Annotated in this window: 19 protein-coding genes; 11 read left to right on the top strand and 8 right to left on the bottom strand. The window is 70.7% G+C overall.

Annotated elements, in window-relative coordinates; translation table 11 throughout:
* Positions 1–16 precede the first annotated feature (16 nt).
* Positions 17–286, top strand: a complete 270-nt coding sequence (locus VIL67_RS05005) for a hypothetical protein (RefSeq protein WP_332047736.1) — start codon at positions 17–19, stop codon at positions 284–286.
* Positions 287–307: 21 nt separating this feature from the next.
* Here VIL67_RS05005 and zwf read toward each other — a convergent pair whose 3' ends face one another.
* Positions 308–1,771, bottom strand: coding sequence for a glucose-6-phosphate dehydrogenase (gene zwf / locus VIL67_RS05000; protein ID WP_332047735.1), 1,464 nt, complete (start codon positions 1,769–1,771; stop codon positions 308–310).
* A gap of 167 nt (positions 1,772–1,938) precedes the next feature.
* Here zwf and otsB point away from each other — a divergent pair, with 167 nt between their 5' ends.
* The 6 genes from otsB to VIL67_RS04970 all read left to right on the top strand — a co-directional run bounded on the left by otsB (position 1,939) and on the right by VIL67_RS04970 (position 9,170).
* Entirely contained in the window at positions 1,939–2,688 is a 750-nt protein-coding gene (otsB, locus tag VIL67_RS04995) for a trehalose-phosphatase (RefSeq protein WP_332047734.1), read from the top strand.
* Positions 2,685–4,085, top strand: a complete 1,401-nt coding sequence (locus tag VIL67_RS04990; RefSeq protein ID WP_332047733.1) for an alpha,alpha-trehalose-phosphate synthase (UDP-forming) — start codon at positions 2,685–2,687, stop codon at positions 4,083–4,085. Before otsB ends, VIL67_RS04990 begins: the two co-directional genes overlap by 4 nt.
* 10 nt (positions 4,086–4,095) lie before the next feature.
* Positions 4,096–6,756 carry a DNA ligase D gene (gene ligD / locus VIL67_RS04985; protein ID WP_332047732.1) on the top strand — a complete coding sequence of 887 codons (2,661 nt, stop codon included), beginning with the start codon at positions 4,096–4,098 and terminating at the stop codon, positions 6,754–6,756.
* Positions 6,756–6,908: a hypothetical protein gene (locus VIL67_RS04980; RefSeq protein ID WP_332047731.1), complete on the top strand. Its 153-nt coding sequence runs from the start codon at positions 6,756–6,758 to the stop codon at positions 6,906–6,908. The genes ligD and VIL67_RS04980 overlap by 1 nt, the downstream gene beginning before the upstream one ends.
* 65 nt (positions 6,909–6,973) lie before the next feature.
* Positions 6,974–7,879: an aldo/keto reductase gene (locus VIL67_RS04975; RefSeq protein WP_332047730.1), complete on the top strand. Its 906-nt coding sequence runs from the start codon at positions 6,974–6,976 to the stop codon at positions 7,877–7,879.
* Positions 7,866–9,170 (top strand): NTP/NDP exchange transporter, encoded by a 1,305-nt coding sequence (locus VIL67_RS04970; protein WP_332047729.1) that lies wholly within the window; start codon positions 7,866–7,868, stop codon positions 9,168–9,170. The genes VIL67_RS04975 and VIL67_RS04970 overlap by 14 nt, the downstream gene beginning before the upstream one ends.
* On the opposite strand, the gene VIL67_RS04965 is transcribed toward VIL67_RS04970, so the two are convergent.
* From VIL67_RS04965 to VIL67_RS04940, 6 genes are read right to left on the bottom strand one after another with little or no spacing between them, the layout of a single operon-like run.
* The gene (locus VIL67_RS04965; protein ID WP_332047728.1) at positions 9,167–9,499 is read right to left on the bottom strand and encodes a hypothetical protein; all 333 of its coding nucleotides are present in this window, start codon (positions 9,497–9,499) and stop codon (positions 9,167–9,169) included. The genes VIL67_RS04970 and VIL67_RS04965 overlap by 4 nt on opposite strands.
* Before the next feature lie 31 nt (positions 9,500–9,530).
* Positions 9,531–10,424, bottom strand: coding sequence for a non-homologous end joining protein Ku (ku, locus tag VIL67_RS04960; RefSeq protein ID WP_332047727.1), 894 nt, complete (start codon positions 10,422–10,424; stop codon positions 9,531–9,533).
* Between the two features lie 53 nt (positions 10,425–10,477).
* Positions 10,478–12,022, bottom strand: coding sequence for a carboxylesterase/lipase family protein (locus VIL67_RS04955; protein WP_332047726.1), 1,545 nt, complete (start codon positions 12,020–12,022; stop codon positions 10,478–10,480).
* A gap of 53 nt (positions 12,023–12,075) precedes the next feature.
* Complete coding sequence (locus tag VIL67_RS04950) at positions 12,076–15,288, bottom strand: error-prone DNA polymerase (RefSeq protein WP_332047725.1); 3,213 nt, start codon at positions 15,286–15,288, stop codon at positions 12,076–12,078.
* Positions 15,285–16,832 (bottom strand): DNA polymerase Y family protein, encoded by a 1,548-nt coding sequence (locus VIL67_RS04945; protein WP_332047724.1) that lies wholly within the window; start codon positions 16,830–16,832, stop codon positions 15,285–15,287. The genes VIL67_RS04950 and VIL67_RS04945 overlap by 4 nt, the downstream gene beginning before the upstream one ends.
* Positions 16,747–17,538 (bottom strand): ImuA family protein, encoded by a 792-nt coding sequence (locus tag VIL67_RS04940; RefSeq protein ID WP_332047723.1) that lies wholly within the window; start codon positions 17,536–17,538, stop codon positions 16,747–16,749. Before VIL67_RS04940 ends, VIL67_RS04945 begins: the two co-directional genes overlap by 86 nt.
* A 188-nt stretch (positions 17,539–17,726) precedes the next feature.
* Here VIL67_RS04940 and VIL67_RS04935 point away from each other — a divergent pair, with 188 nt between their 5' ends.
* The 4 genes from VIL67_RS04935 to VIL67_RS04920 all read left to right on the top strand — a co-directional run bounded on the left by VIL67_RS04935 (position 17,727) and on the right by VIL67_RS04920 (position 21,242).
* The gene (locus VIL67_RS04935) at positions 17,727–18,041 is read left to right on the top strand and encodes an EthD family reductase (RefSeq protein ID WP_332047722.1); all 315 of its coding nucleotides are present in this window, start codon (positions 17,727–17,729) and stop codon (positions 18,039–18,041) included.
* 119 nt (positions 18,042–18,160) lie between these two features.
* Positions 18,161–19,795: a carboxylesterase/lipase family protein gene (locus tag VIL67_RS04930; RefSeq protein ID WP_332047721.1), complete on the top strand. Its 1,635-nt coding sequence runs from the start codon at positions 18,161–18,163 to the stop codon at positions 19,793–19,795.
* 65 nt (positions 19,796–19,860) lie between these two features.
* Complete coding sequence (locus tag VIL67_RS04925) at positions 19,861–20,979, top strand: WD40/YVTN/BNR-like repeat-containing protein (protein WP_332047720.1); 1,119 nt, start codon at positions 19,861–19,863, stop codon at positions 20,977–20,979.
* The gene (locus tag VIL67_RS04920) at positions 20,979–21,242 is read left to right on the top strand and encodes a MoaD/ThiS family protein (RefSeq protein ID WP_332047719.1); all 264 of its coding nucleotides are present in this window, start codon (positions 20,979–20,981) and stop codon (positions 21,240–21,242) included. The genes VIL67_RS04925 and VIL67_RS04920 overlap by 1 nt, the downstream gene beginning before the upstream one ends.
* Before the next feature lie 177 nt (positions 21,243–21,419).
* Here the strand turns inward: VIL67_RS04920 and serA are convergent, their stop codons facing one another.
* Positions 21,420–22,994, bottom strand: a complete 1,575-nt coding sequence (gene serA, locus VIL67_RS04915; protein ID WP_332047718.1) for a phosphoglycerate dehydrogenase — start codon at positions 22,992–22,994, stop codon at positions 21,420–21,422.
* Positions 22,995–23,073 lie beyond the last annotated feature (79 nt).

Raw genomic sequence — 23,073 nt, 5'->3', positions numbered from 1 at the left:
CCGCGTCCACTGAAGCATGACCGAGGACTATTCCAAGGGCCACGGGAGCCCCGAGGAGCTGCGCGCGGCGGCCGAGGCCGCCGACGCCCTGATCAGCCGCATCCAGGATCGCGTCGCCGACTACCTGTCGAAGACCGGCGAGATCGACGAGAAGGAGGCCTTCTACGAGATCGTCGAGATGCTGGAGACCTCCCAGGAGATCACCAAGCTGCGGATGGCTCTGGGCCAGGACCCCCACCGCTTCGGCGACCCCACCCCCGTGGCGGCTGGAGACAACACCGGCTGACCAGCCCGCCGCACAGACGCCCTAGTCGTACCAGGCCCGCCCGGCGCGCTCGATCAGCGCGAAGGCTCCGGCCGGACCCCAGGACCCGGCGGCGTACGGCTTCGGCGTCAGCCCCGCCTCCTTCCAGGCGTCGGCCACGCCGTCCACCCACCGCCAGGCCTCTTCGACCTCGTCGCGGCGGACGAACAGCGTGGAATTGCCGCCGATGACGTCCAGCAGCAGGCGCTCGTAGGCGATACGCCGCCGTGCGCCGGGGCCCTGGTAGGCCCTCATCAGCGACAGCGACAGCGGCAGGGACTGCAGGCGGATGCCGCCCTGGTCGATGCCCGGCGCCTTGTTCATCAGCAGCAGTTCGATGTCCTCATCGGGCTGCAGGTCGATGATCAGCCGGTTGGCGGTGAGGTCGTCGCGCGCCGCCCCGCCGAAGATCGAGTGCGGGACGCCCTTGAACTGGATGGCGATCTGGGTGCGCCGCTCGGGCAGGCGCTTGCCCGTCCGCAGGAAGAACGGCACCCCCGCCCAGCGCCAGTTGTCGATGTCCGCCCGGAGCGCCACAAAGGTTTCGGTGTCGGAAGGCTCGCCGCGCTCCTGTTCGTATCCGCCGACCTGCTTTCCGCCCACCACGCCCGGCGTGTACTGGCCGCGGATCGAGGCGGCCTGGGCGTCGGCGCGGGTGAACCGACGCAGCGAGCGCAGCACCTTCACCTTCTCGTTGCGCACCGACTCCGGGTCCAGGTCGGCGGGCGGCTCCATGGCCACCAGGCAGAGCAGCTGCAGCATGTGGTTCTGCAGCATGTCCCGCAGCGCCCCGTATTCGTCGTAGTAGGGCCAGCGCTCCCCCACCCCTTCCGTCTCAGCGACCGTGATCTGCACGTGGTCGACGGTGAGGTTGTTCCAGAGGGGTTCGAAGAGGGTGTTGGCGAACCTGAGCGCGATGAGGTTCTGGACGGTCTCCTTGCCCAGGTAGTGGTCGATCCGGAAGATCCGGGGCTCGTCGAAGACCGCGCCCACCGAGACGTTGATGATCCGCGACGAGTCCAGGTCCCGGCCGATCGGCTTCTCCAGCACGATCCGGCTCTCGTCCGTGGCGAGGCCCGTGGCGGCGAGCGCCACGCAGACCCGGCCGTAGAGGCTGGGCGAGAGGGCCAGGTAGAAGATCGGCGCCTGCGCGCCCTCGATGTGCGGCTTCAGCAGCGCCGCGCCCTGTTCGGTGGTGGCGTCGGCGGCCACATAGTCCACGCGCCCGGCGAACCGCTTCCAAACCGCCGCGTCCAGCCCCTCGGGCCTCGCCTCCAGGTCAGCGCGCACCATGTCCAGGAAGCCGTCCCGGGTCATCTCGGTGCGGGCCGTGGCCACAACCTTGAAGCCCTCCGGGAGGAAGCCGTCAGAATCGAGGAAATAGAGCGAGGGCAGGAGCATGCGCCGGGCGAGATCGCCCGCGCCGCCGAACAGCACGATCACGTCGGCCTGCGGCGTTCCAGCCATCGGCATCACCTCTCGTAGGGGAAGGGAGTCGTCGTCGGCGCGCATAGCGTCGATAGACGAAGGAAACGTCAAGGCCGCTCGGGAGTTGAACTTTGTTGATGTGGCGCCCCCGGCGGATCGGGCGGCGCCGTCGCGCGTTCTCTTGGCCAACGGGGGTGGCCGCTTTCATGACCTTCGAGGACCTCACCATCGCACTGCCTGCGCCCAAGCCCGTCGTGCTGAGCGAAGCAGCGCTGTTCCTGGACCTTGACGGCACCCTGGCCCCGATCGCCGCCCGCCCGCAGGACGTCCGCCCGGACGCCCGGCGGACCCGCCTGGTGGAGCAGCTGAACGCGGCGTTGGACGGCCGGCTCGCCGTGGTCAGCGGCCGGACCCTGGCCGACGTGGACCGTATCCTCGAGGGCCGCGTCACTTCGGTGGCGGCGGTCCACGGGCTCGTGCGCCGCGAACCGGACGGCACGGTCCATGAGTCGGCCCCGCACCCAGACCTGCCCCTGGCCGCCGAACGCTTCCGAGATTTCGCGGCCCGCGACTCCGGCTTCATCGTCGAAGAGAAGGGCCTCAGCGTCGCCCTGCACTACCGCCTGGCGAAGCCGCACGCGGCCGCCGCACGGCGGCTGGCCGACGAGATCGCCGAGCAGACGGGCCTTACCCTGCAGCACGGCGACATGGTCGAGGAGCTCCGCACCCCCGGCCCCACGAAGGGCGACAGCGTGATGAGCTTCCTCAGCCAGGCGCCCTTCCGCGGCTTCCAGCCGGTGTTCGTCGGCGACGACGCCACCGACGAACACGGTTTCCAGGCGGTCCAGCAGGCCGGCGGGGTGGGCGTACTGGTGGGAGCTTCCCGCGAGAGCGCCGCCACCTTCCGCCTGCTGGGCGTCGAGGAGGTCCTGGACTGGCTCGAGGCCGCGCTGTGAGCCGGCTGATCGTCATCTCCAACCGCGTCCAGCCCCCCACGGGCAAGGGCGACGAGAGCGTCGGCGGCCTGGCCATGGCCCTGGCGGCCGCCTTGCGGGAATACTCCGGCCTGTGGTTCGGCTGGAGCGGCAAGACGACGCCCCAGTTCACCGGCCAGCTGTCGATGCAGAAGATCGACGGCGTCACCGTGGCGACCATCGACCTCGAGGAGGTCGACTACGACGAGTACTACAACGGCTACGCCAACAAGACCCTGTGGCCGCTGTTCCACTACCGTAGCGACCTGACCGCCTACGACCGCGCCTACGGCGAGGGCTATGAGCGGGTGAACTGCCGGTTCGCAGAGACCCTGCGGCCGCTGGTGGAGCCGGACGACCTGATCTGGGTCCACGACTACCACCTGATCCCGCTGGCCCGGGAACTGCGACGCCTCGGCCTTAAGAATCGGATGGGCTTCTTCCTGCACATCCCCTGGCCGGCCCACCAGCTGGTCACCACCCTGCCCGGGCACCGCCAGCTGGTGCAGGCGATGTTCGATTACGACCTCGTCGGCTTCCAGGTGGCCGAGTACCAACAGGCCTTCGAGGAGTACGTGCTGGCCGAGGCCGGCGGCGAGCAGGTTGCCCCGGGCTGCCTCAAGGCCTTCGGGCGGACGCTCCGGGTCGGCTCCTTCCCGATCGGCATCGACGCGGCCGACTTCGGCCGGATGCTGGACACGCCGAAGGCCCGCCGCATGCGGGACATCATGACCGCCTGCACCGTCTTCCGCCGCCTCGTCGTGGGCGTCGACCGACTGGACTACTCCAAAGGCCTGGAGGAGCGGTTCCTCGGCTTCGAGCGGCTGCTGGCCGACAATCCGGACCTGCGCCGTGAGGTGCTGATGCTGCAGATCGCCCCCGTAAGCCGCGAGGGCGTCGAGGCCTACCAGGAGATCCGCGGGCGACTGGACGCCCTGTCGGGCCGCATCAACGGCGAGTTCGCCGACGTAGACTGGCAGCCGTTCCGCTACGTGAACAAGAACTACCGCCGCGACGAGCTGGCCGGCATCTACTCGGCCGCAAAGGTGGGCCTGGTCACCCCGTTGCGCGACGGCATGAACCTGGTGGCCAAGGAATTCGTGGCCGCCCAGAACCCGGACGACCCCGGGGTGCTGATCCTGTCGCGCTTCGCCGGCGCGGCGCGCCAGCTGAAGGAAGCCCTGCTGGTCAATCCGAACAGCCCGGAAGAGCTGGCCGACGCCATGAAGCGCGCCTTGGCCATGGAGAAGCCGGAGCGAATCCGCCGCTGGCGCGCTCTTTTCGAGAACGTCCAGCGCGAGGACGTCACCGCCTGGCGGGACGCGTTCGTCAACGAGCTTGCCGGAGTGGAACCCAGGCGGACCGCGCTGGCCAGCTGAGGAGCCGCCGTTGGCCGACAAGAAGCTCGCCCGCTACCAGTCCATGCGGGACTTCTCCAAGACCGAGGAGCCCAGCGGGGAGACCCCCGTCAAACCCTCGAACCGCCTGCGCTTCGTCATCCAGAAGCACGCAGCCACCCGCCTTCACTTCGACTTCCGGCTGGAGCTGGATGGCGTCTTCAAGTCCTGGGCCGTGACGAAGGGCCCCTCATTGAACCCTGCCGACCGGCGGCTGGCGGTAGAGGTGGAGGACCACCCCCTCGATTACGGCGACTTCGAGGGCACCATCCCCAAGGGGCAGTACGGCGGCGGTACAGTGATGCTGTTCGACCGCGGCTACTGGGAGCCCGAGGGCGACCCGCACGCCATGCTCAAGAAGGGGGATTTCAAGTTCCGCCTCGAAGGCGAGCGCCTGAAGGGCAGCTTCGTCCTGGTCCGGATGAAGAAGCGCGACTTCGAGAAGAAGGAGAACTGGCTCCTCATCAAGCACCATGACGAACATGAGCGCGACACCGCGGGCCCGGTGGAGAGCGAGCTGACGTCGGTGGCCTCGGGCCGCAGCATGGAAGAGATCGCGGCTGGCAAGGGAAAGGGCCCCACCCCCTTCATGAAAGCCGGGCGGGCGCGGGCGTCGGCCAAGGACGTCTGGCAATCCAACCGCGCCGAGACGGACGCCGCGAAGGCGCCTGCGGGCAAGCCTGCCGCGAAGGCCGCCGCTCTCAAGGCTGCGCCGCCGCCCAAGCTCAAGGCCGCCGCGCTGCCCGGCTTTGTGGCGCCCGTCCTGGCCAAGTCCGTCGACCGCCCGCCGCCGGGCACCGGCTGGGGCCATGAGATCAAGTTCGACGGATATCGCCTCCAGCTGCGCGTGGAGAACGGAAAGGCGCAGCTCAAGACCCGCTCCGGGCTCGATTGGACGGCCAAGTTCAAGGAGATCGCATCCGACGGCGCCCACCTGCCGGATGGCCTCTACGACGGCGAGGCCTGCGCGCTCGACCACAACGGCTCTCCCGACTTCCCCGCCCTGCAGGCGGCACTGTCGGACGGCAAGACCGCCAACCTGATCTACTTCGTCTTCGACGCCCTGTTCCTCGACGGCCAGGACCTCCGCAACCTGCCCCTGCGCGAGCGCAAGGCCCGCCTCCAGCAAGCCCTGCAGGCGGCCGGCAAGAAGGTGGAGCGGCGTCTCCGCTATGTGGACCACTTCGAGACGGCCGGCGACGCCGTGCTCCAATCCGCCTGCCGGATGTCCCTCGAAGGCATCGTATCCAAGAAGCTCGATAGCCCCTACCGGTCCGGCCGTGGCGAGGACTGGGTCAAGTCCAAGTGCCGGGCTGGCCACGAGGTGGTGATCGGCGGCTGGACAGGCGAAGCCGGCCAGCTCCGCTCCCTGCTGGTCGGCGTCTATCGCGACGACAAGCTGGTCTATGTGGGGCGGGTCGGCACCGGCTTCGGGCGGGAAAAGGTCGCTCGTGTCCTGCCCCGCCTCCAGGCGGTGGAAAGCGACAAGAACCCCTTCGCCAGCCCCGGCGCCCCGCGCAAGGAGCCCAACGTCCACTGGGCCCGGCCCGAGCTGGTCGCCGAGATCGAGTTTGCCGGCTTCACCGGCGGGGGCATGGTCCGTCAGGGCGCTTTCAAGGCCCTACGGGAGGACAAGCCCGCCCAGGAGGTGGAGGCCGAGACCCCCGCCCCGCTCACCACGGAACTGCCTGAACCGGGGCCAGCCAAGGCCGCCCCCCGGCCCAAGGCGGCCACGAAGCCGGCGGCCAAGGCCGACCCCGTGGTGATGGGCGTCCTGCTGTCCAACCCGCAAAAGGCGCTGTGGCCAGACGGCGGCGACGGCCAGCCGGTGACCAAGCTCGACCTGGCTCGCTACCTCGAGACCGTCGGCCCGTGGATGATGCCGCACATCAAGGGTCGACCGTGTTCGATCATCCGCATGCCGGACGGGATCAACGGCGACCAGCGCTTCTTCCAGCGGCACGCCGGCAAGGGCTCGTCCGCCCTGATCACCGAGGTGCAGGTGTTCGGCGACCACAAGCCGTACCTCCAGCTGGACCGCATCGAGGCGCTGGCCGCCATGGCCCAGATCGGGGCGGTGGAATACCACCCCTGGAACAATCAGCCCTTCTCCCCCGAGACGCCGGGCCGCCTGGTCTTCGACCTCGATCCCGACGAGGACATCCCCTTCACGCGGGTGATCGAAGGCGCGCTGAGGGTGAAGGAGAAGCTGGAAGAGCTCGGCCTCGTGGCCTTCTGCAAGACCACCGGCGGCAAGGGCCTGCACGTGGTCACCCCGCTGCAGGACGGGAAGGGCAAGATGGACTGGCCCACCGCAAAGAAGTTCGCCCAGGACGTCTGCCTCGCCCTCGCTGCCGAAGAGCCGCAGAAGTACGTGGTCAACATGGCCAAGGCCAAGCGGGTCGGGCGGATCTTCCTCGACTATCTGCGTAACGACCGCATGAGCACGGCCGTGGCGCCGCTTTCCCCCCGCGGGCGCCCGGGCGCGCCGGTGTCCTTCCCGCTGACCTGGGATCAGGTCAAGCCAGGCCTGGACCCGAAGAAGTGGACGATCCGCACCGCCCCCGCCCTCTTGAAGAAGACCAAAGCCTGGGCTGACTATTTCGACAGCGAGCGGCCGCTGGAGCCGGCGATCAGGAAGCTGAGGGGCTGATGGGCAAGTGGATCGCACTCCTGCTGGCGGTCATTGTCGCCTGCGTGGTGGCCGGATTCCTGATCGACGCGATCCGGGTGATCGCGTGGGCGGCCGTCGTGGTGCTGGTGGGCGTCCTGGCAGTGCAGACTTTCATTAAACGAAAGTCATGAAACGGCGCTTGCCGGCCTGAGCCGCGGTCGCCGATGCTCCAGCTCTCGAGCCTGGAGCCAGAGCCATGCAGACCGATCGACGCCGTTTCGTCGCAGGGGCCCTCGCGGCCGCCGCCCTGCCCGCCGCAGCCGCGGCCCAAGAGCGCCTTATCACCAAGCCGATCCCATCAAGCGGCGAACAGCTGCCGGTTATCGGGATCGGCACGGCGCGCCGCTATGAAGCCGCGCCCTCGGAGGCCGAGAAGGCGCCCCTGCGGGGGACGCTGAAACGCTTCCACGAACTGGGGGGCAAGGTGATCGACACCGCCCCCTCCTACGGCCAGGCCGAGTCCGTCGTGGGCGACCTGGTTTCCGAGCTGAAGATCCGGCCGGGCCTCTTCCTGGCCACCAAGGTCGGCGCCGACAGCCCGGAGGCCGGGCGCGCGCAGATCGAGGCCTCCTTCCAGAAGCTACGGACCGAGCGGATCGACCTGATCGCCGTCCACAACCTGCGGGACATCACCAACCAGCTGGCGACGCTTCGCGGCATGAAGCAGGCCGGACGCATCCGCTACGTCGGGGCGACCACCTCGTCCGACAACCAGTACGCCGACTTCGAAGCCAGGATGCGTCGCGAGACGCTGGACGTGGTGCAGGTGGACTACGCCCTCGACAACCGCGGGTCGGCCGACCGGATCCTGCCGCTGGCGCGGGACCGAGGGATGGCGGTCTGGGTGAACCTGCCGTTCGGGCGCGGGCGTCTTTTCCAAGCCACCCAGGGCAAGCCGCTGCCGGACTGGGCGAAGGAGATCGACTGCACCACCTGGGCCCAGGTCTTCCTCAAGTACGTGGTCTCGCACCCGGCGGTGACCTGCGCCGTGCCCGGCATGGCCCAGGCGAAGTATGTGGATGACAACCTCGGCGCCGCTCGCGGGCGGCTGCCGGACGCGGCGCTGCGCAAGCGGATGGAGCAGTTCATTGACGGCGTCTGAGGCGCGGCCGCGCCGCGGCCTGCCCGCTGCGCTGTCCCGCCTGGTGGCGGCCGAGCCGGAGGAGGTCCCCGCCGTGCTGGCGGGCTTCCTGCTCTTCTTCCTGCTGTTCACCGGCTATTTCATGCTGCGCCCGGTCCGCGAGACCATGGGCGTGGCGGGCGGCGTGGACAATCTGCAGTGGCTGTTCACCGGAACGTTCGTTGTAACTCTGCTGGTGACGCCGATCTACGGCTGGGTGGCCCGCGCCGTCCCTCGCGAGCGGCTGCTGCCGGTCTGCTACCTCTTCTTCGCGGCCAGCTTCGTGGCGTTCGCCTTAGGCATCTGGCGCGCCGCGGACGACGTGTGGCTTGGGCGCGGCTTCTACGTCTGGCTTTCGATGTTCACCCTGTTCGTGGTGTCCATCGGCTGGAGCTTCATGGCCGACGTCATGCGGCCGGGCCAGGCCAAGCGGCTCTTCGGCCAGGTGGCCGCGGGAGCCAGCCTGGGCGGCCTCGCCGGACCGCTGGTGAGCGGGCTGCTGGTGGCGCACGTCGGTCATGCGGGCCTGCTGCTGATCTCGGCCGCCCTGCTGATCGGCTGCCTCGTCCCCGTCCGCCTGCTCCTGCAGTGGCGCGCGCGACAACCGCGGGCCGAAGGCGAAGCGCGGGCGGCCTCCAGACCGATCGGCGGCGGGGTCCTCGCCGGCCTCACCTTGATCGCCCGTTCGCCCTACCTGATCGGCGTGTCCGTCTTCGTCCTGTTGCTGACCTCGGTGACCACCTTCCTCTACTTCGAGCAGGCGCGGCTGGTGGAGGCGACCTTCCCTGACGAGACGCGCCAGACCCAGGTCTTCGCGGCCATAGACGTGGCGGTGCAGAGCCTGACCATCTTCATCCAGATCTTCCTGACCGGTCACCTGACCCGCAGGCTCGGCGTCACCGTGCTCCTGACCCTGGTCCCGGTGCTGATGGTGGCCGGCTTCGGCCTGCTGGCGGCGGCCGCGGCCTTCCCGGTTCTCGCAGGGGTGATGATCCTGCGCCGGGTCGGCGAGTACGCCCTGGTGCGACCCGGGCGGGAGATGCTGTTCACCAGCGTCGACAATGAGACCAAGTACAAGGCCAAGAACGCCATCGACACGGTGGTCTACCGCGGCGGCGACGTGCTGAGCGCGTGGCTGAACACCGCTGTCGCCGCGGTGGGCTCGGGCGCCGCTGTGGCGCTGCTGGGAGCCGCGATCGCGGCGGCCTGGGCGGCCCTGGGCTTCCGCCTGGGCCGGATCCACGACCGCCGCGCCCAGCCCGAGGGGACCTAGGGCTGGGTGGTCGTCCCGGCGCCCGCCGGCGTGTCGTTCTGGGTGTTCCCGGCGCCGCTGGCGGCCCCGTCGTTGGCGTTCGCGCCGGTGGAGCCGGGGCCAAGCGATCCGGTCTCGGCGGCGACCCCCACCTCGCCGGCGCCACCGGCCTCGCCGCCGGCGCCGGTGTCGCGACCGGTGTCCGCGCCGCCAACCGTGCCAGGCGCAGCCGCCGTGCCGGGGTCACCCGCCGCGGTGGCTCCGTCGGCGTTCTGGGGCGAGCGATCGCAGGCCGTCAGGGCGCCGGCCAGCACGAGCGCGGCCGCGGTGGTGAACAGGGTCTTCCTCATCTTCGCATCTCCCGTTTCGACAGAGGTCAGGTCAGGCGCGCTTCTTGGCCGGCGCCTTCTTGGCCGCAGGCTTGGCGGCGGTCTTCTTGGCCGCGGTGCGGCCGGCGGAGCTCTTGGCCGCGGGCTTGCGGCGGTCGCCTGCGCCCGCGCCGGCGGTCTGGCCGAGGCTGCGGCGCAGGGCTTCCATGAGGTCGATGACCTCGGCCTCCTGGGTCGGCTGCGGCGCCGACACCGTGGCCCCCTTCTCCTTCTCCTTGATAAGGGCCCGAAGCGCGTCCTCGTAGCGGTCGGTGAACTGGCTCGGGTCGAAGGGCCCTTCCAGCTGGTCGATGATCTTGGCGGCGATATCGATCATCGCCGCCGGCGGCTTGGCGTCCGGGATTGAGCCGAAGACGTCCGCCGGCGCCTTCACCTCGCGGTTGTTGCGGATGGTGTAGGCAAGGATGCCGCGGTCGCGCGGCTCCAGCGCCATCAGCCGCTCGCGCTGGTGCATGACCAGCCGGCCCAGCGCCACCCGGCCCTCCTTGCGCATCGCCTCGCGGATCACGGCGAAGGCCTCCACCGCCATGTCGCCGTCCGGCGCCAGGAAATAGGGGTCGTTCCAGTAGAGCCGGTCGATCTCGTCCTCGCCGACGAACCGCTCGATATCCAGGGTGCGCGTCGTGGACAGCCGCACCGCCTTGATCTCCTCGTCGGTGATGACGACGTAACGGCCCTTCTCGATCTCGTAGCCCTTAACGATCTCGGAGCGGTCGACGGGCCCGGTCTCCGGGTCGGTCGGGATCATCTTGATCCGGTTGTGGGTGTCCTTGTGCAGCATGTTGAAGTGCACCTCGCCGGTGCGCGTGGTGGCGGTGTAGAGCGCCACCGGGCAGCTCACGAGGCTAAGGCGCAGGTAGCCCTGCCAAGTCGGTCGGGTGGCCATGCCGGTCTCCGCATCCCCAAGGTCGAGATTCCGAGAACGCGCCGCCGGGCGAATCAGTTCGTGCCGTTCGTCGGCGACGGTCCACCGAGCCCCAAGGTAGGGATGGCGACCATCTGCTGGGCGTCCAGCCGCGACTTGCGGAAGTTGGTCCTGACGCCGCTCTGCGCCCCGAACTCCATCAGCTGGTCGGACTGGGGCTGGTAGGCCGGCCAACCGCCGCCGCAGCTGGGCGCGCCGGCCTTCGCGAAGCTCACCCAGCAGGCGTGCATCAGGGCTGCGATCCTGCGATCCTCCTCCGACACCATGCTCATGGGCGTGCGCCGGCCCCAGTACTCGAAGACGTAGGGGATCTCGGCGGCGTGGGCCGCTGTGGTCACGGCCGGCCGCATCCGGGTGGCGACGTAGGAGAAGTGGTAGAGCCAGGCGGGCCGTCCCGGCGCAGCCTTGGCGGCCACCCAGCGGGCCGGCGCGGTGAACACACGGTCCGTGAAGATGGCGCGGGCAAGCCGCTCGTCCCCGGCCGCCGCCTCTTCCTGGTAGATGGCGCGGGCGGCGGCCGGGATCTGGCCAAGGCGGGACGCCGGCAAGGGCGCCGGTCCCATCAGCGAGTCCTCGCCGGAATTGGAGCCGATGATCAGCGGCACGTCGGCGAAACGGCCCGCGGCCAGAGCCTGGGTGGCGGTCTCGGTCATCAGCCGGCCGTCGGGGAAGGGCGCGAAGCTCATGTTCACCGCCACCAGCTTGTCGGCCGGCAAGGCGCGAAGCTCGGCCGCCGTGGCCGCAGTGACCCCGGCCTTCTGCAGCGCCTCAAGACCCTTCTGCTCTTCCTTGGCGAGCGTCGTCGGCTCGAACCAGCCCAGGCCCGACTGCACGATGGCCTTGTGGTACAGGCCCTTGGCCTTGGGCGTGGCGAGCAGGGCCAGCGTGGACATTCCCCCGGCGCTCTCCCCGAAGACGGTCACGTTGTCGGGGTCGCCGCCGAACGCCGCGATGTTGCGCTTCACCCACTGCAGGGCGGCGATCTGGTCCATGAGGCCATAGTTGCCCACCGGCTCGGCGCCGGCGGCGCGGGTGAGCGCCGGGTGGGCGAAGTAGCCCAGCGCGCCAAGGCGGTAGTTGACGGACACCAGCACCACGCCGTCGCGGGCGAAGTTGGAGCCGTCGTAGATCCAGCCCGCGCCTGTGCGGTGGGCGCCGCCGTGCAGCCAGACCATCACCGGGGCCTTCTTGGCGCCCTTGGGCGCGAAGACGTTCAGCTGCAGGCAGTCTTCAGACGTGGGCCCGTTGGCCCCGCCGGAGTTGGGCGACCCGTCGGCGTTCATCGGCTGCGGGCACGACGGTCCAGGCTTGGCGGCGTCCCGCTCGCCGGACCAGGCGGCGGCGGGCCTGGGGGGCGCCCAGCGCAGCGGCCCCACAGGCGGGGCGGCGAAAGGGATGTTCCGGAAGACGTTGGCCCGGTCGTTCGCCTCGCCCACGAGCACCCCGGTCTCGACCTTGGCCTTCACCGGCTGGGCGTGGGCGGACTGGGCGTAGACGGACTGGGCGTAGACGGATTGGGCGAACAGCAGGGCGGCGAAGGCTGCGGCGATCCGGAACATGGGCGTCCCTCCCCTTGTGGTCGGGCCGAGAATTCGGCGGCAGGTGGCCAGGGTCAATGGAAATCCCGGCTGCGGATCAGCCGACCGGAGACCCGGCTGCGCACCTCGGGCGGCGGTCCCTCGTCCTCCCGCATGGCCCCGAGCTTGTGCGACAGGTCGGTGAACCTGTGCGCCACCAGGTGCACGACGCCGCCCTCCTTCTGCAGCTGGCCCTCGATCAGCAGGAAGGAGGCGCCCATCACCAGGCGGCGGTTGGCCTCGAAGGCGTCCTTCCAGACGACGATGTTGGCGATGCCGGTCTCGTCCTCGAGGGTCAGGAACACCACGCCCTTGGCCGTGCCCGGCCGCTGGCGGACCAGCACCAGACCGCCGACGGCGGTGCGACGGCGGTCGGGCATGGTCTGGAGCGCCTGGCAACGCACCGCACTCAACTGGTCCAGTTCGGGTCGGAAAAAGGCGACCGGATGGGCGCGGAGGGAGAGGCTGGTGGTGCGGTAGTCCTCGGCCACCTGCTTGGGCAGGGTCATGAAGGGCAGCTGCACCTGCTGCTCCTTCAGCGAGGCGGTCTTCAGCAGGGGCGCGTTGGCTTCCGCGCCGATCTCGTCGGCCAGCCCTTTCACGGCCCAGAGCGCCGCCCGCCGGTCGATCCCCAGGGAGCGGAAGGCGTCGGCCTCGGCGAGCAGCTCCAGCGTTCGCCGGGACAGTCCGGCGCGCAGGGCGAAGTCCTGCAGGGTGCGCGCCCCGGCGGCCCGCGCCAGCGGGATGCGGTCAGCCTCCTCCTTCTTCAGCCCCTTGATCTGGCGGAAGCCGAGCCGCACCGGACGATGAGGCGTTCGCGGATCGTCCTTCTCCTCCAGCGTGCAGTCCCAGTCGGAGAACAGGATGTCTGGCGCGCGGACCTCCACCCCGTGCTCGCGCGCGTCGCGGACCAGCTGGGCCGGCTGGTAGAAGCCCATAGGCTGGGCGTTCAGCAGGGCGGCGCAGAACGCGTCGGGGTGCTTCCACTTCACCCAGGCAGAGGCATAGACCAGCAGGGCGAAGCTGATGGCGTGGCTCTCAGGGAAGCCGTAGGAGCCGAAGCCCTCGATCTGGTGGAAGCAGCGCTGGGCGAACTCGGGGTCGTAGCCCCGGGACACCATGCCCTCGACGAACTTCACCCCGTATTCGCCGACGTTGCCGTAGTGGCGGAAGGTGGCCATGGACCTGCGCAGGCCGTCGGCGTCGGACTCCGAGAACTTCGCCGCCTCGATGGCGATGCGCATGGCCTGCTCTTGGAAGAGCGGCACGCCCAGGGTCTTCTTGAGGATGTTCTCCAGCTCGTCGGGCGGCCCGTGCTCCGGGGCCGGGGCCGGGTAGGACACCGGGTCCTTGCCCTCCCGCCGGCGCAGGTAGGGGTGGACCATGTCCCCCTGGATCGGGCCGGGGCGGACGATCGCCACTTCGATCACGAGGTCATAGAACTTCCGCGGCTTCATCCGCGGCAGCATGGACATCTGCGCCCGGCTCTCGACCTGGAAGACGCCCACCGAGTCCGCGCGGCTGAGCATCTCGTAAACCCCAGGCTCCTCCTGCGGGATGTGGGCGATGTCGGAGATCACCGTGCCGTCCGGAAGCGGCGGCAGCAGGTCGAAGCTCTTCTTCAGCGCGGTCAGCATGCCCAGCGCCAGCACGTCGACCTTCATCAGGCCCAGGGCGTCGATGTCGTCCTTGTCCCACTCGATGAAGGTGCGGTCCTCCATGGCGGCGTTGCCGATGGGCACGGTCTCGTCCAGCCGGCGCTTGGTGAGCACATAGCCGCCCACGTGCTGGGACAGGTGGCGGGGAAAACCCAGCAGCGCCTGGGCCAGGGCCGTGGCGCGGCGGATCTCGGGCGCGTCGGGGTCCAGCCCCGCCTGGCGGATGTGGGCGTCGGGCACCCCGTCGCCATAGGAGCCCCAGACGGTGCCGGCGAGCGCGGCGGTGATGTCCTCGGTCAGCCCCAGCGCCTTGCCCACCTGGCGGATCGCCATTCTCGGCCGGTAGTGGATGACCGTGGCGACGATCGCCGCCTTCTCGCGGCCGTAGCGGTGGTAGACGTACTGCATCACCTCCTCGCGCCGCTCGTGCTCGAAGTCGACGTCGATGTCGGGCGGCTCGCCGCGCTTTTCCGAGATGAAGCGCGAGAACAGCAGGTCCTGGTCGGGCTTGGTCGGATCCACCGCGGTGATCCCCAGGCAGAAGCAGACGCAGGAGTTCGCCGCCGAACCGCGGCCCTGGCAAAGGATGCCCTGCTCACGGGCCCAGCGGACGATGTCGTGCACGGTGAGGAAGTAGTTCGGGAAGTCGAGCTTCTCGATCAGCTCGAGCTCGTGCTCGATGACCCTCCGCTCCTTCTCCGCCACGCCGTCCGGAAACCGCCAGGCGGCGCCCTGCCAGGTCAGGTCGCGCAGGTGCTGGATCGCGGTCTTGCCCGGCGGCACAGGCTCGTCCGGGTACTCGTAGCGCAGCTGCGAGAGGTCGAAATTGATGCGGCCGGCGATCTCGACGCTTCGTTCCACTGCGCCCGGAAACTTGGCGAACAGGCGGGCCATCTCGTCGGGCCACTTCAGGTGGCGCTCGGCGTTGGCCTCCAGCCGGAGCCCCGCCTCCTGGATGGTGCAGCCTTCGCGGATGCAGGTGAGCACGTCCTGCAGCGGCCGCCGCTCGGGGCCGTGGTAGAGGACGTCGTTGGTGGCGACCATCGGCGCGCCGTGCCGACGAGCCAGGGCCTGCAGGTGGGAGAGCCGCTTCAGGTCCCGGGCGCCGTAGCGCCGCGCCGCCGCCAGCCAGACGTCCGGCAGCTCGCCGGCGATGCGCCGCAGGTCCGCCTCGAAGGGGCCGTCCAGCCGCTCGGGCGGGACCACCAGCACCAGCTGGCCCTCGGCGTGCTGCAGGAAGTCGTCCCACTCGAGGACGCACTCGCCCTTGTCCGCCCGGCGCTGGCCGACGGTGAGCAGGCGGGTCAGGCGGCCGTAGGCCTCGCGGTCGGAGGGATAGACCAGCAGGCTGGGAGTCTGGTCGGCGAAGTCGAGCCGGCAGCCGGTGAGAGCGCGGATCTTCGAGCCGCCCTGCCGCAGCTTCTCCATGGCCGACCAGGCCCGCACCACGCCGGCCAGGGTGTTGCGGTCGCAGACGCCGACCGCCTCCATCCCCAGGGCGTCGGCGCCCGCCACCAGCTCGTGCGGGTGCGACGCCCCGCGGAGGAAGGAGAAGTTGGTGGCGGCCTGCAGCTCGGCGTAGCGGGTCATCCGAACAGCCCGTGCATCCACCACTGCGCCGGCTGGCCGGGGGCGTAGAGGCCGGCGCGAAACACCCAGAAGCGGGCGCCGTCCTGGTCTTCCACGCGATAGTAGTCACGAATGTGGTCGCTGGAGACATCGAGGATGTCCGGCTTCCACCACTCCTCGGCGACCCGTTCCGGGCCCTCGGCGCGGCGGACGCGGTGGAGGCGGCCGCGCCAGCGGAACTGGTTCGGCGGATCGTCGGGGGTGAGCGCGATGACGCCGTCCAGCGGCTCGGGGCGGCGGAACAGGCGCACCGGCCGGGGCGCCTCCGGGTCCCAGGGGCGGGCCGGCGAGGGGGCGCCCAGGGGCTTGCCGCGGGCCGCCGACAGCTCGGGCACATGGCTCTCCACCGGCGCCGGGCGCCAGACGCGGTCCTCGCCCAGGCGGTTCACCAGCCTGTCGACCAGCGGGCCCAGGCCGTCCTCCACGGCGGCGTCGCGGCGGGCGTCGAGCTTCACCTGCCGGCCGGAGACCGGCTCCACCTCCCAGGCGGCGATGGTCACCACCTCGACGCCGAAGCCCGGGTCGACGGTGTCGAGCTTGGGGACCACCAGCTTGGCGATGCGGACCGGGTCGCGGCCGGGCAGCGACAGGCCGACGGCCACCGGCAGGGCCTTGCCGTCGACGCGGTGGAAGCAGACCTCGAACCGGCGGGCGCCCTGGCCCTCCTGCTCGAGGCGGGCGCAGAGCCGGGCGGTCACGTCCTGGGTCACCCGGGCCATGTCCTCGGGCGCGCTGATCGGCTCGAAGAAGGCCAGCCTGGCGAACCAAGGGCTGGGCGGCCGACGGAACGGCAGCGCCTCCCTGGTCCGGCCCAGCGCCTGGTCCAGGCGCATCATGGCGGCCTGGCCGAACCGGCGGGCGAAGGGGCCGCGGGGCAGGTCCATCATCTGGCCCAGGTTGCGCAGACCCAGGCGCTCGATTTGGGCGGCGACCTCGGCCTCCAGGCGAAGGGCGGCGGGCGGCAGCGGCGCGAGCAGGGCGCGCTGGCCGCCGGGCGGAGCGATCACCCCGTCCTCAGCGTAGTGGGCGAGCGCCCAGGCGGCCCCGGGCGTGTCGGCGACGGCGCAGCGGAACGGCAGGCCGCCGGCGGCGAGCCGGGCCTGGAAGTCGGCCATCATCTCCGCCTCGCCGCCCCACAGGTGGTCCACGCCGGAGATGTCGACGAACAGGCCGTCGGGGCGGTCGGGGGCCACCGCCGGGGAGAAGCGGACGCACCAGTCCACGAGGGCGGTGAGCGCGGCGGCGTCGGCCTCGGGCTCCGCGTCGGCGGTGGCGAGCCCGGGGACCAGGGCCATGGCGTCGGTGGCCTTCTGGCCGGGGCGCAGGCCGAGCCGCAGCCCCGCCTCGTCGACGGCGGCCAGGCGGCGTGCGCCGCGGACGTTCTCCAGCAGGGCGAAGGGCGGGGCGGGCGCCGCCGGGTCAGGCGGCGACGCGGCGCTCGGACGGCGCCGGCGCCACGCCGAGATCGCCCAGGTCGGCGACCAGGCGCAGAGGATGCGCGACATCTCCTGCCTCCTCAGAATAGGCCCCCGCGGCCTCGACGACCCAGGCGCCGGTGCGGCCGCCGCGGCAGCGCTCCAGCGCCAGGCGGAAGCGCGGCGCCCCCAGGCCAAACTCGTCCGGCGCGGGCTCGGACGGCGCAGACGCCACACGCCAGCGGGTGGCGGCGGCGGAACCCGCAGCCTCGCGCCTGGGCCCGCCGCCATAGGGGCGGCGGCGGATCAGGAAGCCGGTGGCGCCCATCCTCTCGCAGGCCAGCTGCAGGCGGCGGCCGGCGGTGAGGTCGACCTCGTCCACCTCGCCGAACACGGCCGAGACCCCCACCGTCGCCAGCGCGTCTTCCATGATCGACAGGGCCTCGGCCTCGTCCCGGGCGCAGACCTGGATCAGCCGCGCCGCCGGGAAGCCCAGGCCCACGAGCCCCGGCGCCCAAAGGTCGTCGCGGCGGACAATCCAGACCGCCTCGCCCCGGCGGGCCAGGGGCATAGCCATCAGGGCGGCGACGGCGGCCGGAGCGGCGGCGGTCTCGGCCTCCATGCCGTCGGAGACCAGTTCGTGCCAGCGCGCCAGCGGCAGGCCGCCGCCGGGCAGGCAGGCGTCGATCTCCGGCGCGCCGAAGGGCAGGGACTCGGACTCCGCCCGCCCGCCCGCCTCGAGAGCGGCGACCTTCGCCTTGAGAGCCGCAAGCTCCCTTGAGCGAGATCCGGACATGGCTTTGCGGACTCCTTTCGTTCCAGCTTTGTTCTGGAACGCACGGAGAACGGAGTCAAGTTCCACAGCCTGCGACGGATGACGCCCCGGAAGCGCAGGCCCACTCGGCCGTAGCCCTCTGCGAGCCGTGGGCTAAGCTCGCGCGGAACGCCGCCCCGGCAGACGGGCGGCCGAAAAGGGAGCCCGTCATGGCCGTGATCCTCAGCGTCCTCTATCCCGCCGCGGACGGGAAGAGCTTCGACCAGGCGTACTACGACAGCCACCACATCCCGCTGGTGAAGGAGGCCTTCGGCCCCACCGGCCTGACCGGCGTCCAGGTGTTCAAGGGCCTCTCGGCCCCCGACGGAAGCCAGGCGCCCTATGTGGCGATGGCCCATCTGACCTTCGCCGACGCCGCCGCCCTGCAGGCCTCGATGACCAGCCCCCGCGCCGGCGAGGTGTTCGCCGACGTGGCCAAGTTCACCAACATCCAGCCGGTGACCCAGGTCAGCACCCCAGCCTGACGGACCCCGCGACAGCTCTCCCGCACGCCAGCCAGCACAACCGTCAGGTTTGACGGCAAGGCCCGGCTATTCCAAGCTTCGGTATGGACCCGCCGCAGCGCGGGCCGGGAGGAGCGACCATGGACAACACCCAGCGCGGCGTCGCGCGACGCACCCTGCTGACCGCGGCCGCGGCCGGCGCGACGCTGAGCGCCACCCGGACCTTCGCCCAGACGCCGACCGGGCTGGGGACCGGCGCCGGCGCCCGCAGCATCTTCACCGTCACCGAGACCCGCACCGGCAAGGTGCAGGGCATCGCCAACGGGCCGGTGTGGGAGTTCAAGGGCATCCCTTACGGCGCGCCCACCGGCGGCCGGAACCGCTGGATGCCGCCCAAGCGGCCCGCCGCCTGGACGGGCGTGCGCGAGTGCTTCGCCTTCGGCCAAGTGAACCCGCAGACCCAGTCCGACCTGCGGGGCGACTACGGCCAGCTGATCATGTGGGATCGCCAGGTGGGCGGCATGGGCGAGGACTGCCTGGTCCTCAATGTCTGGACGACCTCCACCGACCGCAGCGCCAAGAAGGCGGTGATGGTCTCCTTCCACGGCGGCGGCTTCGCCACCGGCTCCGGGAACGCGCCGGGCTTCGACGGCAAGAACCTAGCCTTGTTCGGCGACGTGGTGGTGGTGACCATCAACCACCGGCTGGCGAGCTTCGGCTACGCCAACCTGGTGGGGGCCGGCGCGCCGGAAGAGTTCAAGTACGCGGGCGTCTGCGGGGCCATGGACATGGTGGCGTCGCTGCAGTGGGTGCGCGAGAACATCGAGGCCTTCGGCGGCGATCCGAACCGGGTGATGATCTTCGGCCAGTCGGGCGGCGGCGCGAAGACGTCCACCGTCCTGGCCATGCCCGGCGCCAAGGGGCTGTTCCATCGCGCCGGGGTGCAGTCCGGCTCTGCGCTCAGGCTGATGACGCCCGAGGCCGGCGCCGCCCAGGCCGAGAAGCTGGTCCGCCAGCTGGGCCTCACCCGGGCCAACATCGCCGACATCCAGAAGCTGCCCTGGCAGCAGATCCTCGAGGCGCAGACGGCGGTGGGCGGGAATTTCTCGCCGGTCATCGGCGCCGACGCCCTGCCGAACCACCCCTTCGACCCGGCCGCACCGGAGGTTTCGGCGGACGTGCCGATCATCGTCTCCACGACGCTGGAGGACGCGGCGCTGGGGCTGACCAATTTCAACCTCGACGAGGCGGGGCTGGTGCGGGTGCTGGACCAGCGCTGGCCGGGCAAGGGCGCCGAGCTGGCGGCGCTCTACCGCAAGGCCGATCCCAAGGCCTCGCCCTTCCTGCTGCAGGCCCAGGCCTTCACCGACGCGGGCGGCCGCCGGGCGGCCTACGAGATGGCCCGGCGCAAGGCGGCCCAGGGGCGGGCCCCCGCCTACATGTACCAGTGGGACTGGCGGACGCCGGCCTACGACGGGAAGTTCGGCGCAGTGCACGGCATCGACGTGTCGGCCTCGTTCCACTCGCTGCGCGACGGCTTCTTTGCGGGCATGGCCCCCGCCCGGAAGGTGGCGGGCGAGTTCGCCTCGGCCTGGGTCGCCTTCGCCAAGACCGGGGACCCCAACAACCCGAAGATCCCGCGGTGGACGCCCTACGACGATCGCACCCGCCCGGTGATGGTGTTCGACACCGAAACGCGGCTGGTGAACAACCCGCGCGCCGAGATCCGCGCCTGGTGGGACGCCAATCCGCCCGCCCCCGGCCCCAGGGGGTGACATCCTGAGCCGGCGGGTGTCGGATGGGCGCAGCTTGGAACGTCCTGGGACGGGAGGTTCATCTCATGACGCAAGCGACCCAACTGCTCATCGGCACCCGCAAGGGCGCCTGGATCTACCGCAGCGACCCCGGACGAGACGCATGGCGGCCGCAGGGGCCGGTGTTCCTGGGCACGATCGTCCACCACCTGGTGCTCGACCCGCGGGACGGCCGCACCCTGTTGATGGCGGCGTCCACGGGCCACCTCGGACCCACCATCTTCCGCTCCACGGACGGGGGCGAGACCTGGGCGGAGGCGGCCCGCCCGCCGGCCTTCCCGAAGACCGACCCGCACGCCCGCTCGGTGAACCACACCTTCTGGCTGGAGCCCGGCCATGCCGACGAGCCGGGGGTGTGGTGGGCGGCCACCTCTCCGCCGGCGCTGTTCCGCTCCGAGGATGGCGGCGAGACCTGGGAGAGCGTCGCCGGGCTCAACGAACACCCGAAGATCATGGACTGGCTGCCCCCGGACGGCGGGACGCCCGACGGGGCGATCGTCGCCGGCATCTGCATCGATCCGCGCGACGCCCGCCACATGTACCTGGCCACCTGCTCGGCGGGCGTGCTGGAGACCACCGACTACGGGGCGAGCTGGCGCCCGCTAAACCGGAACGTGGAAGCCAACTTCCTGCCGGACCCCTATCCCGAGTACGGCCAGGACAGCCACCAGATCGCGCTGGCGCCCACCAACCCCGACCGCATCTGGCAGCAGAACCACTGCGGCATCTACCGGCTCGACCGGCCAGGGGAGGAGTGGGTGCGGATCGGCCGAGCCATGCCGCCGGAGGTGGGCGACATCGGCTTCTCCATCGTGCCGCACGCCCGCTGCGCCGACACCGCCTGGGTGTTCCCGATGGACGGCACGGACGTGTGGCCCAGGGTCAGCCCGGGCGGCCGGCCGGCGGTGTACCGGACCCGCGACGGCGGGGCGAGCTGGACGCGGCAGGACCGCGGCTTCCCGGCCGAACAGGGCTGGTTCACGGTGAAGCGGCAGGCGTTCTGCGCCGACGGCCACGACCCGCAAGGGCTCTATCTCGGCACCACCGGCGGCGAGCTGTGGATGAGCGGCGATGAGGGGGAGAGCTGGCGCCAGATCGCCGCCCACCTGCCGGAGATCTACTCGGTCGTGGCGGCGCCGCTCTGATGGTCCGGGTGCTGATCCCTTCGCAGCTGACCGCCTATACCGGCGGCGAGACGCGGCTGGAGGCGTCGGGCGCGACCGTGGACGCGGTGTTGGACGATGTGGACCGCCGCTTCCCGGGCCTCAAGTTCCGGGTCGTCGACGAGCAGGACCGGGTGCGCAAGCACATGCGGCTGTTCGTCGGGATGGAGGAGACGCGGGACGTCAGGCGTCCGCTCGGCGAACGCGACGAGCTGCTGATCTTCGGGGCGCTGAGCGGGGGGTGATGACACCCCCTCTCCCGCCTGCGGGAGAGGCAGGGTGAGGGCCGGCTCGTAAGGGCGTCATCCGCTGGATGAGAGGTCGAGGGCCCTCGGCTCCGCATCCGGAGTGGCGGACAGAACCCAGCCGGCCCTCACCCTACCCTCTCCCACGGCTGCGCCGTGGGAGAGGGCTCTGGCGGGTCAGAACTTCAGCAGGCGGGCTTCCTTCACGTGGGGGAGAGCCTGGATCTTCTTGAGCAGGTCCTGGGAGGCGTCCTGGTCGACGCCGACCATGGCGATGGCGTCCTGGCCCACCGTCACGCGGCCGAGGTTGAAGGTGGCGATGTTCACCCCAGCCTCGGCCAGCAGGTTGCCCAGCGCGCCGATGAAGCCCGGCTTGTCGGCGTTGTTGACGTAGAGCATGCGCGGCGAGAACGGCGCATCCAGGTCCATGCCCTTCACCTCGACGATGCGCGGGGCGCCGGCGAGCACCGAGCCGGCGAAGCCGCGGCGGCCCTTCTCGGTCTCGATCACGATGCGCATCAGGCTCTCGTAGATCGGGCTGTCCTCCTGCTTGGACTCCGAGACCGAGATGCCGCGTTCCTTGGCGATGGCCGGGGCCGAGACCATGTTCACCTCGGCCAGCATCGGGCGCATGACGCCCGCCAGGGCGGCGGCCGTCAGCGGCTTGGTGTTGAGGTTGGCGACCTGGCCCTCGTAGGCGATGTCGATGCCCTTGATGCCGTAGTCGACCATCTGGCCGGCCAGCGCGCCCAGCTTCTCGGCCAGGGCCACGAAGGGCTTCAGGCGCGGGGCTTCCTCGGCGGTGACCGAGGGGCTGTTCAGGGCGTTGGTGACGGCGCCGGTGAGCAGGTAGTCGCTCATCTGCTCGGCCACCTGCAGGGCGACGTTCTCCTGGGCCTCGTTGGTCGAGGCGCCCAGGTGCGGGGTGGCGATGAAGTTCGGCGCGCCGAACAGCGGGTTTTCCTTCGCCGGCTCCTGCACGAAGACGTCGAAGGCGGCGCCGCCCACATGGCCCTCGTCCAGCAGCTTGCGCAGGGCGACCTCGTCCACCAGGCCGCCGCGGGCGCAGTTGACGATCATCACGCCCTTCTTGGTCTTCCTCAGGTTCTCTTCCGAGAGGATGTTCTTGGTCTTCTCGGTGAGCGGGGTGTGCAGGGTGATGATGTCGGCGCGCTTCAGCAGCTCATCGAGCTCGACCTTCTCGACGCCGATCTCGATCGCCCGCTCGGGCGAGAGGAACGGGTCGTAGGCGACCACGTGCATCTTCAAGCCGTTGGCGCGGTCGGCGACGATGCCGCCGATGTTGCCCGCCCCGATCAGACCCAGCGTCTTGCCGTAGAGCTCGACGCCCATGAAGCGGTTCTTCTCCCACTTGCCGGCCTGGGTGGAGGCGTCGGCGGCGGGCAGCTGGCGGGCCAGCGCGAACATCATGGCGATGGCGTGCTCGGCCGTGGTGATGGAGTTGCCGAACGGGGTGTTCATGACCACCACGCCGGCGGCCGTGGCGGCAGGGATGTCGACGTTGTCCACGCCGATGCCGGCGCGGCCGATGACCTTGAGGTTCTTGGCGGCGGCGATCACGTCCTTGTCGGCCTTGGTGGCCGAGCGGACGGCGAGGCCATCGTAGTCGCCGATGATGTTGAGGAGCTCGTCCTTGGGCAGGCCGGTCTTCACGTCGGCGTCGACGCCGCGCTCCTTGAAGATGGCGACGGCGGCGGGCGAGAGGCTGTCGGCGATGAGCACGCGGGGCATTGGGTATCTCCTTCAGGAGAGGGAGTCCTCCCGTGCGGTCACGGGAGGATCTGTCGTTGGGATGGCCGGGCGCAGGCCC

The sequence above is a fragment of the Phenylobacterium sp. genome (assembly GCF_036563385.1).
In the GTDB taxonomy this organism is placed as follows: domain Bacteria; phylum Pseudomonadota; class Alphaproteobacteria; order Caulobacterales; family Caulobacteraceae; genus Phenylobacterium.
The sequence above is the reverse complement of the archived record's forward strand: the minus strand, read 5'-3'. Positions and strand labels throughout refer to the sequence as shown.